We start from the raw sequence: 14,782 nt of genomic DNA on the forward strand, positions 1-14,782 counted from the left end.
AGTACTCGAATTAACCGTACAGGCCACTAGGCTTTCGCTTCGTCCACCGGTTCGTGCATCCGGTCGCGGTTGGCCAGGGTTGGGAACAGCTTGATCCAGGTCCCGGTCACCAGCAGCGTGCCCACACCGCCCATGACCACCGCCGGCACGGTGCCGAACCAGTGGGCGGTGAGGCCGGATTCGAATTCGCCCAACTGGTTCGAAGCGCCGATGAACAGCCCGTTCACCGCGCTGACCCGGCCGCGCATCTCATCCGGGGTTTCCAGTTGCACGAACGAGGCTCGGATCACCATGCTGATCATGTCTGCCGCCCCCAACACCACCAGCACCGCCAGGGAAAACCAGAACGAGGTGGAGAGGCCGAAGGCGATGGTGGCGACGCCGAACACGCCCACTGCGGTGAACATCACCCGGCCGACCTTGCGCTCCACGGCAAACCGCGCCAGCCACAGCGACATCAGCAGGGCCCCGACCGCCGGTGCCGAACGCAACAGGCCCAGGCCCCAGGGGCCGGTGAGCAGGATGTCCTTGGCGAACACCGGCAGCAGCGCCGTCGCGCCGCCGAGCAACACCGCGAACAGGTCCAGGGAGATCGCCCCGAGAATGTCCGGGCGACTGCGGATGAAGCGAATCCCGGCCAGCAACGAATCCAGCGTCGCCTTGCCTTTGTTCAGCGGCGTCTGCCGGGCGGGCAGGTTGAGCATCAGGCAGCAGGCGATGATGTAGAGCAGCACGGTCGGCCCGTAGACCCAGGTGCTGCCGAAGGCGTAGAGCAGGCCGCCGAGCGCGGGGGCGACGATGGTGGCCGATTGCTGGGCCGATTGCGCGGCGGCCACGGCCCGGGGAAACAGCGCAGATGGCACGATGCTCGGCAGCAACGCTTGGGTGGTCGGCATTTCGAAGGAGCGGGCGGCGCCCAGCAGGAAGGCGAGGATGAAGATCATTTCCCGTGTGACATTGTCGGTGGCGCTGCCAATCGCCAGCGCCAGGGCAATCATGGCCTGCAATGACTGGCAAATCGCCGCGACCTTGCGCCGGTCATAGCGGTCCGCCACATGCCCGGTGTGGAGCATGAACAGCACGCGCGGGGCAAATTCCACCAAGCCCACCAGGCCCAGGTCCAGGACATTGCCGGTCAGTTGATAGAGGTTCCAGCCGATGGCCACGGTGAGCATCTGGAAGCCGCTGGCGGTGAATATCCGGGCCAGCCAGAAGGCGATGAAGGGACGATGGTGACGGAGCAGCAGCGGTGCTTGGCTGGGCATCTATGACGGGTCCGGTGATGAAGGCCACGAGATTAGCACCGTGCTGTAACAGGAAGTTGCGGTGAGTGGAAAAATAGTTAGCCAAACATCGATCTTTCACACATTGCACTTTTTTGTGGCAAGGGGATTTTATCCCTCTGTGGGAGCAAGGCTTGCCCGCGATGGACGCGACTCGATTTCTGAAAGACCGCGTTGCCTGTATCGCGGGCAAGCCTTGCTCCCACAAAGCCTTGCTCCCACACATCCTCGCTTCAGCCAGCACTGAGACAACCTGCCACGCGACAAAAGACCACGCCGTCCATCGGCCATATTGCGACTACTCTTTGAGCATTGCTTGATCCAGGTCAATACCCTCAGGGGCGTTGGGCTGGCGGCCATCCGGCCAGAGTCCTGCGTTGTGACGGTTATAAAAAGAACGATTTGAAAAGCATCGCACTCCATATCCCTGGGGGTTGATGCAAGCCCCGCCCGCAGCCGGTTTTACCTGACAGAGGAAGACTTATGTTCGGTTTGGAGGCGCTCGATCTCGCCCGAATCCAGTTCGCGTTCACGATCTCGTTCCACATCCTGTTCCCGGCCATCACCATCGGCCTGGCGAGTTACCTGGCGGTACTCGAGGGCCTGTGGCTCAAGACCCGCGATGACACCTACCGTGACCTGTACCACTTCTGGTCGAAGATCTTTGCCGTCAACTTCGGCATGGGGGTGGTATCGGGGTTGGTCATGGCCTATCAGTTCGGGACCAACTGGAGCCGCTTTTCGGATTTCGCCGGTGCGGTGACCGGGCCCCTGCTGACCTACGAGGTGCTCACGGCGTTCTTCCTTGAAGCGGGTTTCCTGGGCGTGATGCTGTTTGGCTGGAATCGCGTCGGCCGCGGCCTGCATTTCTTTTCCACGGTCATGGTGGCGATCGGCACCCTGATCTCGACCTTCTGGATCCTGTCCTCCAACAGCTGGATGCAGACCCCCCAGGGCTACGAAATCATCGACGGCCGGGTGATCCCGGTGGACTGGCTGGCGGTGGTGTTCAACCCTTCGTTTCCTTATCGATTGCTGCACATGTCCACCGCGGCGTTTGTCGCCACGGCGTTCTTCGTCGGCTCGTCGGCGGCCTGGCATTTGCTGCGCGGCCGCGATACCCCGGCCATCCGCCGGATGCTGTCGATGGCGATGTGGATGGCCTTGCTGGTGGCGCCGATACAAGCGGTCATCGGCGACTTTCATGGCCTGAACACCCTCAAGCACCAACCGGCGAAAATCGCCGCCATCGAGGGCCATTGGGAAAACGTCGGCAATGAGCCGACGCCGTTGATCCTGTTCGGCTGGCCCGACATGCAAGCGGAAAAAACCAAATACGCCGTGGAAATTCCCTACCTGGGCAGCCTGATCCTGACCCACAGTCTGGACAAGCAGGTGCCGGCCCTCAAGGAGTTCCCGCCTGAGGATCGACCGAACTCGACCATTGTGTTCTGGTCGTTCCGGGTCATGGTCGGCCTCGGCTTGCTGATGATTTTCACTGGGCTGTGCAGCCTGTGGCTGCGCCGCAACGATCGGATCTATCAATCCAGGCCATTCCTCTACATGGTGCTATGGATGGGGCCGTCCGGCCTGGTTGCGATCCTGGCCGGCTGGTTTACCACGGAGATCGGCCGCCAGCCCTGGGTGGTCTATGGCTTGATGCGCACGGCCGATGCTTCGTCCGGCCACAGCTTCGCCCAGATGAGCATTACCCTGGTGCTGTTCGTCGTGGTGTATTTCGCGCTGTTCGGCGCAGGCTTGAGCTACATGATGCGCCTGGTGCGCAAGGGGCCGGAGGCCCACGAAGCCGAGCCGAGCGACGGTGGCCCGGGCCAGAAACGGACGCCGGCCCGGCCATTGTCGGCCGCCGATGACGGCGAAGGCGTGGATAAAACCGACCGCTCGAACAAGGGGAATTGAATCATGGGTATTGATCTTCCGCTGATCTGGGCCGTGGTCATCATCTTCGGCATCATGATGTACGTGATCATGGACGGCTTCGACCTGGGGATTGGCATCCTCTTCCCCTTCGTCAAGGGCGAGCGTGACCGTGACGTAATGATGAACACCGTGGCGCCGGTCTGGGACGGTAACGAAACCTGGCTGGTGCTGGGCGGTGCCGGGCTGTTCGGGGCGTTTCCGCTGGCCTACTCGGTGGTGCTTTCGGCGCTGTACCTGCCGTTGATCCTGATGCTCATCGGCCTGATCTTCCGCGGCGTGGCCTTCGAGTTCCGCTTCAAGGCCAAGGCTGAGAAGCGCCACCTCTGGGACAAGGCATTCATTGGCGGCTCGCTGACGGCCACCTTCTTCCAGGGCGTGGCGCTGGGGGCGTTCATCGACGGCTTCGAGGTGGTCAATCGGCAGTTCGCCGGCGGCTCCCTGGACTGGTTCACGCCGTTCACGGTGTTCTGTGGCCTGGCGTTGATCGCCGCCTACGCGTTGCTCGGCTGCACCTGGCTGATCATGAAGACCGAGGGCAAGTTGCAAGAGCAGATGCATGACCTGGCCCGGCCACTGGCGTTCGTGGTGCTGGCCGTGATCGGTATCGTCAGCATCTGGACGCCGCTGGCCCACGCGGACATCGCGGCCCGCTGGTTTACGTTGCCGAACCTGTTCTGGTTCCTGCCGGTGCCGATCCTGGTGCTGGTGACCATGTACGGTTTGTTCCGCGCGGTGGCGCGCAACGCCAACTACACGCCTTTCATCCTGACCCTGGTGCTGATCTTCCTCGGCTACAGCGGCTTGGGTATCAGCCTGTGGCCGAACATCGTGCCGCCGTCCATTTCGATCTGGGACGCCTCGTCACCGCCCCAGAGCCAAGGCTTCATGCTGGTGGGCACGCTGTTCATCATTCCGTTGATCCTGGTGTACACCTTCTGGAGCTACTACGTGTTCCGCGGCAAGGTGACCCATGACGACGGCTACCATTGAGGGCGCGAGCATGGCCAAACCTGACTTGAAAGACATCGAGGCCGCCGAACGCAAGCCGCTCTGGCAGCGGCTCGGCTGGCTGGCGCTGATTTGGACTGGCAGTGTGCTGGCGTTGTTCATCGTTGCCAGCCTGATGCGGATGTTCATGAATGCCGCGGGGCTGACCACCCACTGATTTCCTGTGGGAGCGAGGCTTGCCCGCGATGGGGCGACGCGGTCTCGCAGAAACCGAGGTGCTTGCATCGCGAGCAAGCTTTGCTCCCACAGGGAGCGATTTATTTGCGGGCTTTGAGAATCACGAATTTCGGCGTGGCGGCTACTTGCTCGACGCCCCGGAACAACCGCGCCAGTTTGCTGTGGTAGCCCAGGTGCCGGTTGCCGACGATGTACAGCGCGCCGCCTACCACCAACGCTTCGCGAGCCTGCTGGAACATCCGCCAGGCGAGGAAGTCGCCCACCACTTGCTGCTGGTGAAAGGGCGGGTTGCACAACACCACATCCAGTGACTGCGCTTCTTGCCCGGCCAGGCCATCACCCGCCCGGATCGTCACTTCACGCTCGCCGAAGGCCGCACGCCAGTTCTCGGCGGCCGATTGCACGGCCATATACGACTCGTCCACCAGGGTGTAGCGAGCCTCGGGGTTTTGCAGGGCACTGGCGATGGCCAGCACGCCGTTGCCGCAGCCCAGGTCCGCTACCCGCGCTGTGCCGAGGTTTTTCGGCAGGTGTGGCAGGAATGCGCGGGTGCCGATGTCCAGGCCTTCGCGGCAGAACACGTTGGCATGGTTGAGCAGCTCGATCTTTGGCTCGTCCAGCCAGTAGCGCGTGGGGTAGGGCGACACGGTTGGCGCGATGCCGGGGGAAGAGGTGGGTGGCGTGGCGATCAACAGCCGCGCTTTTTTCACCGCCAGGGAGGCCTGCACCGGGCCGATGTAACGCTCCAGCAAGTCGCCGGCGGCACGGGGCAGGTGCTTGATCATGGCCCCGGCGATCACCTCGGCGCCCGGCGCCAGTTGGCCTTGCAGGCGAATCAGCTGTTCCTCCAGCAGGGCCAGGGTTTTCGGTACTTTGATCAACACGCGATCGAACGGGCCGGTCAACGGTTCGCTGGCGGGCAACGTCGGCACGGCATCGAAGGGCCGGCCATTGCGCACCAGGTTTTTCTCCAGTGCCTGCAAGGCCAGGAAGGAATCACCGCTGCTGGTCACCAGGACGTTGCCGGCCAGGCTGGCGGCCAGGGCGCCGAAGCCGTCATTGAGTACCAGGACCCGAGTCTGCGCGGCCGGTTGTTGTTCGGCCAGGTACGCGAGCAGGTATTCATCGGCCGCATCGAAGGCTTGCAGCGGCTCGTTCTGCTGTTCGGGTTGGCGGATCAGGTCGAGTTCGGCGAAAGGGCTGTCAAGCAGGGGCATGGCTGGGGACTCTGGAGATCAACGAATGTCCCGCTGCCTGGAGGTAGGTGTCTGTGCGGGACCGCCTGAATGAACGGCGTCGCGTGTAAAAAGCGGCATCATTCAAGAGGAACCGTAAATGGTACGTTTTTTTGTTGCACATTACTCGCGGGTTTTTCAGCTCGGCAATGCCTCTCTACTGTTCAAATCACATGGATTTGGGCTGCCTTGGCCACCGCCGAAATTTTATTGCTGACGTTCAGTTTTCGCATGCAACTGCACACATGGAAATTCACGGTTCGTTCGGAAAGGCAGAGAATCCTGCCCACTTCCGACGCCGTCTTGCCTTCGGCTGACCACCTCAATACTTCGATTTCTCTCGGGGACAAGTGGTAGTTCTGCTTCACTGCGACGGCGTCAGACAGTTTTTTGCTGGCGAGCGCGTGCAGCTTTTGACTGGCGAAGATGGCATAGCCAAGATTGCCATAGTGTTCCTCGATATCAATGGGACAATGGGTTCGTGCGAGGCTGAACAGACTGCACTGTGCCCCTTGGTCGTCATGAACGGCCTGGGTCCAGCCGTACTTGAGTCCCTGTCGATTAAGTTCTCGCCATAACTTGGGGGCCTGAGCGAAAACAGTCTCATCCCACATGATAGGGAGCGATGATTGATTGCAATGTGCTACTAATGGATCGTTCGACGCATAACCGTTTTGTTCATAAAGACGGTCCCATCCATAAGGGTAGTTATTCAGGTTCACCTTGCTGGTGTGCTTGTCGGGGCTTCCGAGATAGGCTCCGAATGCACAATATTCAAATCCCTGATTGTTAAAGAAATTAAGTACCAGACGATAGGCCGTCTGCAGGTCTTTTTCACAGGATAACTTCCTCAGCAACAAGTCTCTCCACCTGTCCATCGCTTTCTCCTGGGTTTGATTCGTCCATGCGGATCCAATCCATGATGCGAAATTTTAGTGTAGGACTATTCTTAACTTGTAGTGAATTTTTTTAGTTGCTTACATTTGGAAATATTTAAAGGAGTGGATATTTTATTTGGTATGTTTTACATGAATATAACTTTGTACAAGTTTGGTAAAGGATTTGGAGGTGGCGGTGGCAATTGTAGCTAAAATGCCATTACTTGCTGTCGGTGGTGAAGACGCCCACTTTGCGGGACACTGCATGTCTTGTCCCCTAGGAGTGGCTCATGACCGACAGCGCAGAGAAGTTCACCCGCCAAACCTTGCTCGATGTCCAGCCCGTGACGTCTCATTTGTTTACATTGCGCACGACCCGGGATCGCGGCTTTCGTTTCCGGGCGGGTCAGTTTGCCCGACTGGGCGTCGCCAAGGCGGACGGCACCACCGTCTGGCGGGCGTACTCCATGGTGTCGTCGCCGTTCGACGAGTTCCTCGAATTCTTTTCCATCGTAGTGCCCGATGGCGAGTTCACCAGCGAACTCAGCCGCTTGCAGCCGGGTGACGAACTGTTGGTGGAACGCCAGGCTTTTGGCTACCTGACGTTGGACCGCTTCGTCGATGGTCGGGATTTGTGGTTGCTGTCCACGGGGACCGGCGTGGCACCGTTTCTTTCGATCCTCCAGGATTTCGAGGTTTGGGAAAAATTCGAGCGGATCATCCTGGTGTACAGCGTGCGTGAGGCGCGAGAACTGGCGTATCAGGACCTGATCAAGGAACTGCCCCAGCGCGACTACCTGGCCGAGTACGCGCACAAGTTTCGTTTCATTGCGACCGTCACCCGTGAGCAGCACCCAGGGGCGCTCAGTGGGCGGATTACCACGTTGATCGACAACGGCGAGTTGGAGCGCGCGGCAGGCGTAGCGCTGACGCCTGAGCATTCGCGGGTGATGCTGTGCGGCAACCCGCAAATGATCGACGACACGCGCACGCTGCTCAAGGCCAGGGGGTTGCAACTGAGCCTGACCCGTCGTCCGGGCCAGGTGGCGGTGGAAAACTACTGGTAGGGCTGATGTCGATCAGTGTGGCGAGGGGATTTATCCCCGTTGGGCTGCGAAGCGGCCCCCAGTACTGTCGACCTCATCTACCAGAGAGCCGTGATGTTAGGTTTTAGGGCCGCTTCGCAGCCAGCGGGGATAAATCCCCTCGCCACAGGGGGTGGCAGTGACTGATCGGTTCAGGGCCGCTCGTTCTGAGCCTTGAGCAGGTCGCGAATCTCACCCAGCAACAGCTCTTCCTTGGTCGGAACCGGGGGCGCGCTGGGGGCTACGGCTTCTTCACGCTTGAGGCGGTTGATGGCCTTGACGCCCATGAAAATGGCGAACGCCACGATGATGAAGTCGATGGTGCTCTGGATGAATTTACCGTAGGCCAGTACCACGGCAGGCGCATCACCCTGGGCGGCCTTGAGGGTGATGGCCAGGTCACTGAAATCCACGCCACCGATCAGCAGGCCGATCGGCGGCATGACCACGTCTCCCACGAAGGACGAAACGATTTTGCCGAAAGCGGCACCGATGATGATCCCGACGGCCATGTCGACGACATTGCCTTTGACCGCGAAGGCCTTGAACTCGCTTAGCACGCCCATGAGTTATTCCTTGTAACAGATGAAAGATGAGTGGCAGTGTAAATCAGACCAACGAGTCCTGCTCGAAACGCCTGCTTACAAAGCTTCAGTTATCGACCGGGGCTCGGATGAAAAGTTTACAAAGTGCCATCAATCGCGCGTGATACGCGGTTTCGCTCGCACGCCCTATAACGTTTTTTCTATCGGCACGGTACGGCATTTCTATTTAGGTTTTCCTTTTTCCGGCACTAGCCTCTGGATGGCGCACATGGATGCGCTCTATAACATCAGAGGAACATGCCTATGAACACTTCCCTCGGCCTCGGGGCTTATTCCCACCGCCGCGCTCTTTTTGTGTTGACCGCGAGCCTCCTATCCTTGTCTGTCAACGCGGCCACCCTGACCCGGGACAACGGTGCGGCGGTCGGCGATAACCAGAATTCGCAGACGGCAGGTCCCAACGGTCCGACCCTGTTGCAAGACGTGCAGTTGATTCAGAAGCTCCAGCGCTTCGATCGTGAACGCATCCCCGAGCGCGTGGTGCATGCCCGTGGTACCGGTGCCCACGGCACATTCACGGTGTCCGACGATCTCAGCGACCTGACCAAGGCCAAGGTCTTTGCCGCAGGCCAGGCCACCCCGGTGTTCGTGCGTTTTTCGGCCGTGGTGCACGGTAATCATTCGCCGGAAACCCTGCGCGACCCCCGTGGCTTCGCCACGAAGTTCTACACCGCCGACGGTAACTGGGACTTGGTGGGCAACAACTTCCCGACTTTCTTCATTCGTGATGCCATCAAGTTTCCGGACATGGTCCACGCTTTCAAACCCGATCCGCGGACCAACCTGGACGATGATTCACGCCGTTTCGATTTCTTCTCCCATGTTCCAGAGTCGACCCGCACTCTGACCGAGTTGTATTCCAACTCCGGCACACCGGCCAGTTACCGTGAAATGGACGGTAACGGTGTGCATGCCTACAAGCTGATTAACGCCAAGGGTGAAGTTCATTACGTGAAGTTTCATTGGAAAAGTTTGCAGGGTTTGAAAAATCTCGATCCGAAAGAAGTTGTGAAAGTTCAGGGTCAAGATTACAGCCATATGACAAACGATCTGGTGAGTCATATTAATAAGGGCGACTTTCCAAAGTGGGACTTGTACGTCCAGGTGCTCAAACCAGAGGACCTTGCCAAGTTCGACTTCGACCCATTGGACGCGACCAAGATCTGGCCGGGTGTGCCTGAGCGAAAAGTTGGGCAAATGGTCTTGAACCGTAATCCGGCGAACGTCTTCCAGGAAACCGAGCAGGTGGCGATGGCGCCGGCCAATCTGGTGCCAGGCATCGAGCCCTCCGAGGATCGTCTGCTTCAGGGACGGGTGTTTTCCTACGCCGATACGCAGATGTACCGCCTGGGCGCCAATGCCCTGCAACTGCCGATCAACGCCCCCAAGGTGGCGGTGAACAACGGTAACCAGGACGGTGCGATGAACCCAGGCAGCACCAGCACCGGGGTGAACTATCAGCCGAGCCGCCTGACGCCGCGTGAAGAACTGCAAGCGGCCCGCTACAGCCAGACCGCGCTGAGCGGCAGCACCCAGCAGGCGAAAATCCAGCGCGAGCAGAACTTCAAGCAGGCCGGTGATTTGTATCGTTCGTTCAGTAAGAAAGAACGTGATGACTTGATCGAAAGTTTCGGTGGCTCGTTGGCGACCACTGATGACGAGAGCAAGCACATCATCCTGTCGTTCCTCTACAAGGCCGATCCTGAATACGGCACTGGCGTGGCCCGAGTCGCCAAGGGCGACCTGGCCCGGGTCAAGGCGCTGGCGGAAAAACTGAGCGACTGATCCACAGCTTGGCAGGTGCATGAGCTGTGGGAGCAAAGCTTGCTCGCGAGGCAGGCACTGGGGTCTGAAACCAGACGGAGTCGACTGCATCGCGGGCAAGCCTTGCTCCCACAAACCTGCCCCCACAGTCATGTGCCAGAGGATACGTCACGATGGGTAAACTCCTTTTATCGATGCTTGTCGCCTGGTCAGCCGGCGTATTGGCCGATCAGCCAATACCCACTGAACCGGCGGCGGTACAGGAACAGCTGCAAACCTATTATTTCGACGCCGCTCGCCGGGGCGATGTGCCGATGCTCGATACTTTTATCGAGGCCGGTTATTCGCTGGATACCCGGGATGAGAAGGGCTACACCGCCCTGATTCTGGCGGCTTATCACGGCCACGGACCGGCGGTGGAGCGGTTGCTGGTTGCCGGGGCCGATGCCTGTGCCCAGGATAAACGCGGCAACACGGCGTTGATGGGAGCGATTTTCAAGGGCGAAGTGCAGATTGCCCGTCGTTTGCTGTCCACCGATTGCAGTCCGGACCAACGCAACGGTGCCGGGCAAACCGCCGCGATGTATGCCGGGCTGTTCAAGCGTGGCGAGTTGCTCGATGCCCTGAAAGCCAAGGGCGCCGACTTGGAGGCCAGGGACCCGTTGGGCAATACCGCGGCGGATCTGGCGAAGGGCGAAATCAGAATGCCGGCCCCTCAGTGAACCTTGGCTGGGCTATCATCGCGGTTTTGACCCCGGAGTTCAGATGGCCAAGGCAAAGCGCATGTACGGCTGCACCGAGTGCGGCTCGACCTTTCCCAAATGGGCCGGCCAATGCAGCGAATGCGGGGCCTGGAACACCCTGACCGAAACCATGGTGGAAAGCGGCGGCGCGGCGGCCCCCACCGGGCGCACGGGCTGGGCCGGTCAGCAGGCGCAGATCAAGACCCTGGCCGAAGTCAGCGTTGAAGAAATCCCGCGATTTTCCACTGCGTCCGGGGAACTGGACCGCGTGCTGGGTGGCGGCCTGGTGGACGGCTCGGTGGTGCTGATCGGCGGGGACCCGGGCATCGGCAAATCCACCATCTTGCTGCAAACCTTGTGCAACCTTGCCACCCGCATGCCGGCGTTGTACGTCACTGGCGAAGAGTCCCAGCAACAGGTCGCGATGCGTGCCCGGCGCCTGGGCTTGCCCCAGGACCAATTGCGGGTCATGACCGAGACCTGCATCGAAACCATCATCGCCACGGCGCGCCTGGAAAAACCCAAGGTGATGGTGATCGACTCGATCCAGACGATTTTCACCGAACAACTGCAATCGGCCCCGGGCGGTGTGTCCCAGGTGCGTGAAAGCGCGGCGTTGCTGGTGCGCTACGCCAAACAGAGCGGCACGGCGATTTTCCTGGTGGGCCACGTCACCAAGGAAGGTGCGTTGGCGGGGCCGCGGGTATTGGAGCACATGGTCGATACCGTGTTGTATTTCGAAGGCGAATCCGATGGCCGCCTGCGTTTGCTGCGGGCAGTGAAGAACCGCTTTGGTGCCGTCAACGAATTGGGTGTGTTCGGCATGACCGACAGGGGCCTGAAAGAAGTCTCCAACCCTTCGGCGATCTTTCTCACGCGTGCTCAGGAAGAAGTCCCGGGCAGTGTGGTCATGGCAACGTGGGAAGGGACCCGCCCGATGTTGGTCGAGGTGCAAGCATTGGTGGACGACAGCCACTTGGCGAACCCACGGCGGGTCACCCTGGGCCTGGATCAGAATCGGCTGGCGATGCTGCTGGCGGTGTTGCATCGACACGGCGGGATTCCGACTCACGACCAAGACGTGTTCCTCAATGTCGTGGGCGGGGTCAAGGTACTGGAGACCGCGTCCGACCTGGCCTTGATGGCGGCGGTCATGTCCAGCCTGCGCAACCGGCCGCTGCCCCATGATTTGCTGGTGTTCGGTGAAGTGGGGCTGTCGGGGGAAGTGCGACCGGTGCCCAGCGGGCAGGAGCGGCTCAAGGAGGCGGCCAAGCACGGCTTCAAACGCGCCATCGTGCCCAAGGGCAACGCGCCGAAGGAAGCGCCGGCGGGGTTGCAGATTATCGCGGTGACCCGTCTGGAACAGGCGTTGGATGCGTTGTTCGAATAACACTGGCCATTGCGGAAGAAATGTATGTGGGAGCAAAGCTTGCTCGCGATGCAGGCGACTCGATTTTGAAGGACCGCATCGCAGCCATCGCGGGCAAGCCTTGCTCCCACATGGATCCCCGTGCCAAGGGGCGGGGTAGCTCAGAGATGAATCAACGCCGCCAACTCCCGCTCCAGCACCCCTTCATCATGATCGTCCCGATTGAGATCCACCAATCGGCGCAAGTGTGCGATGGACTCCTGATCGATGCGTTCACAAACGAAACCCAGGTGACCATGGTCATCATGAGTCAACCGAACTTCCATTTTGATTTCAGCCTCAGGGCTCAAATGAATATCGGCTATGAAGGGCTGTTTGATATCGCCAAGCCAGGGCTCGGGCTTCTGGATCAGCAGTCCCTTGAGGGACAGATCCAGCAGCTCCACCGGCCAGATGAACGGGCCCTGGCTCAGGTCGATCCTGGCATGGAATTCAATTCGCACGAAGCGGCGACGTTCACTCATGACGCATCCCCTCTAAAGATTCATTGACTATAGACCCTACTGAGGGGGCCTCGTCACCGTTCGGCAACAGACAGACGAATGTCGAGTATGGCCTTTGTCCAGGTTAGCGCTAAACTCCTGTGGCTATCTTTCTTGTCCACCCTGGCTGGAATATAAAAATGAAAAACAATAATAGCCTGCTGCGCCATCTACCCTGGCTACTGCTGGCCGTCTTAGGAGCGTGCGCCCTGGGCGTCGTGGCCTTGCGCCGAGGTGAGGCGATCAACGCCCTCTGGATCGTCGTCGCCGCCGTGGCCATCTACCTGGTCGCCTACCGCTACTACAGCCTCTTCATCGCCAACAACGTGATGCAACTCGATGCGCGTCGGGCCACCCCCGCCGTGCTCAACAACGATGGCCTGGACTATGTCCCGACCAACAAACACATTCTCTTCGGCCACCACTTCGCGGCCATTGCCGGCGCGGGGCCGCTGGTCGGGCCGGTGCTGGCGGCGCAGATGGGCTATTTGCCCGGCACGCTCTGGCTGATCGCCGGCGTGGTGCTGGCCGGTGCGGTGCAGGACTTCATGGTCCTGTTCCTGTCCACTCGCCGCAACGGTCGCTCCCTGGGCGACATGGTGCGCGAGGAAATGGGCCGCATCCCCGGCACCATCGCTCTGTTCGGCTGCTTCCTGATCATGATCATCATCCTCGCGGTGCTGGCGCTGATCGTGGTCAAGGCCCTGGCCGAGAGCCCGTGGGGGATCTTCACGGTGATGGCGACCATCCCGATCGCGATGTTCATGGGCATCTACATGCGCTACATCCGCCCGGGCCGCATCGGTGAAATCTCGATCATCGGCGTGCTGTTGCTGCTGGGCTCGATCTGGCTGGGCGGGCAGATCGCCGCTGACCCGGTCTGGGCCAAGGCCTTCACCTTCACCGGGATCCAGATCACCTGGATGCTGATCGGCTACGGTTTCGTCGCGGCGGTACTGCCGGTGTGGCTGATCCTGGCGCCGCGGGACTACCTGTCGACATTCTTGAAAATCGGCACCATCGTCGCCCTGGCGATCGGCATCCTGGTCACCATGCCCGAGCTGAAAATGCCGGCGCTGACCCAGTTCACCGACGGCACGGGACCTGTGTGGAAGGGCGGGCTGTTCCCGTTCCTGTTCATCACCATTGCCTGCGGCGCGGTCTCGGGTTTCCATGCGCTGATTTCCTCGGGCACCACGCCCAAGCTGCTGGATAACGAAACCAACGCCCGCTACATCGGTTACGGCGGCATGCTGATGGAGTCCTTCGTGGCGATCATGGCGATGGTTGCCGCATCGGTGATCGAGCCGGGCGTGTACTTCGCCATGAACAGCCCGGCGGCGATCGTCGGCGGTGACGTGGTGGCCGTGGCGCAGACCGTCAGCAGCTGGGGTTTTGCAATCACCCCCGAAGCGCTGCAAGCGGTGGCCAAGGACATCGGCGAGACCACCGTGCTGGCCCGTGCCGGCGGTGCGCCGACCCTGGCGGTGGGTATCGCGCAGATCCTGCACTCGGTGCTGCCGGGTGAGAACACCATGGCGTTCTGGTACCACTTCGCGATCCTGTTCGAAGCGCTGTTCATCCTCACCGCCGTGGACGCCGGTACCCGTGCCGGGCGGTTCATGCTCCAGGATCTGCTCGGCTCGTTCGTGCCGGCGCTCAAGCGCACCGAATCCTGGACCGCCAACCTGATCGCCACCGCCGGCTGCGTGGCGCTGTGGGGTTACTTGTTGTACCAGGGCGTGATCGATCCGCTGGGCGGCATCAACACCTTGTGGCCGCTGTTCGGCATCTCCAACCAGATGCTGGCCGGTATCGCCCTGATGCTCGCCACCGTGGTACTGATCAAGATGAAGCGCCAGCGCTACGTCTGGGTCACGCTGCTGCCGGCGGCCTGGCTGCTGATCTGCACCACCACGGCGGGCCTGATCAAGCTGTTCGACGCCAACCCGGCGATCGGCTTTTTGGCCCTGGCGCGCAAATACAACGATGCCCTGGCCGCCGGCCAGATCCTGGCCCCGGCCAAGAGCATCGAGCAGATGCAGCACGTGGTGTTCAACGCCTACACCAACGCGACGCTGACGGTGTTGTTCCTGTTCGTGGTCTTCAGCATCCTGTTCTACGCGCTCAAGGTCGGCATCGCCGCCTGGGG

At 60.5% G+C, this 14,782-nt stretch carries 13 protein-coding genes; 8 read left to right on the forward strand and 5 right to left on the reverse strand.

The window, feature by feature from the left end; translation table 11 throughout:
• Positions 1–26: 26 nt before the first annotated feature.
• Positions 27–1,265 carry an MFS transporter gene (locus AC3A5O_RS18190; RefSeq protein WP_305468580.1) on the reverse strand — a complete coding sequence of 413 codons (1,239 nt, stop codon included), beginning with the start codon at positions 1,263–1,265 and terminating at the stop codon, positions 27–29.
• Between the two features lie 501 nt (positions 1,266–1,766).
• Here AC3A5O_RS18190 and AC3A5O_RS18195 point away from each other — a divergent pair.
• From AC3A5O_RS18195 to AC3A5O_RS18205, 3 genes are read left to right on the forward strand one after another with little or no spacing between them, the layout of a single operon-like run.
• Positions 1,767–3,203 (forward strand): cytochrome ubiquinol oxidase subunit I, encoded by a 1,437-nt coding sequence (locus AC3A5O_RS18195; protein WP_122565102.1) that lies wholly within the window; start codon positions 1,767–1,769, stop codon positions 3,201–3,203.
• A 3-nt stretch (positions 3,204–3,206) separates the two neighbouring features.
• Positions 3,207–4,214, forward strand: a complete 1,008-nt coding sequence (gene cydB, locus AC3A5O_RS18200) for a cytochrome d ubiquinol oxidase subunit II (protein ID WP_053125566.1) — start codon at positions 3,207–3,209, stop codon at positions 4,212–4,214.
• A gap of 10 nt (positions 4,215–4,224) precedes the next feature.
• A complete protein-coding gene (locus tag AC3A5O_RS18205; RefSeq protein ID WP_064503198.1) occupies positions 4,225–4,389 on the forward strand; it encodes a DUF2474 domain-containing protein in 165 nt (54 codons plus the stop codon).
• A gap of 100 nt (positions 4,390–4,489) precedes the next feature.
• Here AC3A5O_RS18205 and AC3A5O_RS18210 read toward each other — a convergent pair whose 3' ends face one another.
• Together AC3A5O_RS18210 and AC3A5O_RS18215 are read right to left on the reverse strand one after the other, a co-directional pair.
• Positions 4,490–5,626, reverse strand: a complete 1,137-nt coding sequence (locus tag AC3A5O_RS18210) for a methyltransferase (RefSeq protein WP_305481936.1) — start codon at positions 5,624–5,626, stop codon at positions 4,490–4,492.
• A 182-nt stretch (positions 5,627–5,808) separates the two neighbouring features.
• Positions 5,809–6,522: an autoinducer binding domain-containing protein gene (locus AC3A5O_RS18215; RefSeq protein WP_122565104.1), complete on the reverse strand. Its 714-nt coding sequence runs from the start codon at positions 6,520–6,522 to the stop codon at positions 5,809–5,811.
• Positions 6,523–6,812: 290 nt separating this feature from the next.
• On the opposite strand from AC3A5O_RS18215, the gene AC3A5O_RS18220 reads away from it, so the two are divergent.
• A complete protein-coding gene (locus AC3A5O_RS18220; protein ID WP_305468577.1) occupies positions 6,813–7,589 on the forward strand; it encodes a ferredoxin--NADP reductase in 777 nt (258 codons plus the stop codon).
• A gap of 170 nt (positions 7,590–7,759) precedes the next feature.
• On the opposite strand, the gene mscL is transcribed toward AC3A5O_RS18220, so the two are convergent.
• The gene (gene mscL / locus AC3A5O_RS18225) at positions 7,760–8,173 is read right to left on the reverse strand and encodes a large-conductance mechanosensitive channel protein MscL (protein WP_122565106.1); all 414 of its coding nucleotides are present in this window, start codon (positions 8,171–8,173) and stop codon (positions 7,760–7,762) included.
• 282 nt (positions 8,174–8,455) lie between these two features.
• On the opposite strand from mscL, the gene katB reads away from it, so the two are divergent.
• The 3 genes from katB to radA all read left to right on the forward strand — a co-directional run bounded on the left by katB (position 8,456) and on the right by radA (position 12,109).
• Positions 8,456–9,997 carry a catalase KatB gene (gene katB, locus AC3A5O_RS18230; RefSeq protein ID WP_354339234.1) on the forward strand — a complete coding sequence of 514 codons (1,542 nt, stop codon included), beginning with the start codon at positions 8,456–8,458 and terminating at the stop codon, positions 9,995–9,997.
• Between the two features lie 152 nt (positions 9,998–10,149).
• Positions 10,150–10,698 (forward strand): ankyrin repeat domain-containing protein, encoded by a 549-nt coding sequence (locus tag AC3A5O_RS18235; protein WP_487753523.1) that lies wholly within the window; start codon positions 10,150–10,152, stop codon positions 10,696–10,698.
• A gap of 43 nt (positions 10,699–10,741) precedes the next feature.
• Positions 10,742–12,109 (forward strand): DNA repair protein RadA, encoded by a 1,368-nt coding sequence (radA, locus tag AC3A5O_RS18240; protein ID WP_030140305.1) that lies wholly within the window; start codon positions 10,742–10,744, stop codon positions 12,107–12,109.
• Between the two features lie 140 nt (positions 12,110–12,249).
• Here radA and AC3A5O_RS18245 read toward each other — a convergent pair whose 3' ends face one another.
• The gene (locus AC3A5O_RS18245; RefSeq protein ID WP_122565109.1) at positions 12,250–12,612 is read right to left on the reverse strand and encodes a PilZ domain-containing protein; all 363 of its coding nucleotides are present in this window, start codon (positions 12,610–12,612) and stop codon (positions 12,250–12,252) included.
• Between the two features lie 158 nt (positions 12,613–12,770).
• Between AC3A5O_RS18245 and AC3A5O_RS18250 the strand changes: the two genes are divergently transcribed.
• Positions 12,771–14,782 (forward strand): carbon starvation CstA family protein (locus AC3A5O_RS18250; RefSeq protein WP_487753524.1); only part of this gene is annotated, 2,012 nt, incomplete at its 3' end.

The organism is Pseudomonas sp. Soil_N_39 (assembly GCF_057655955.1).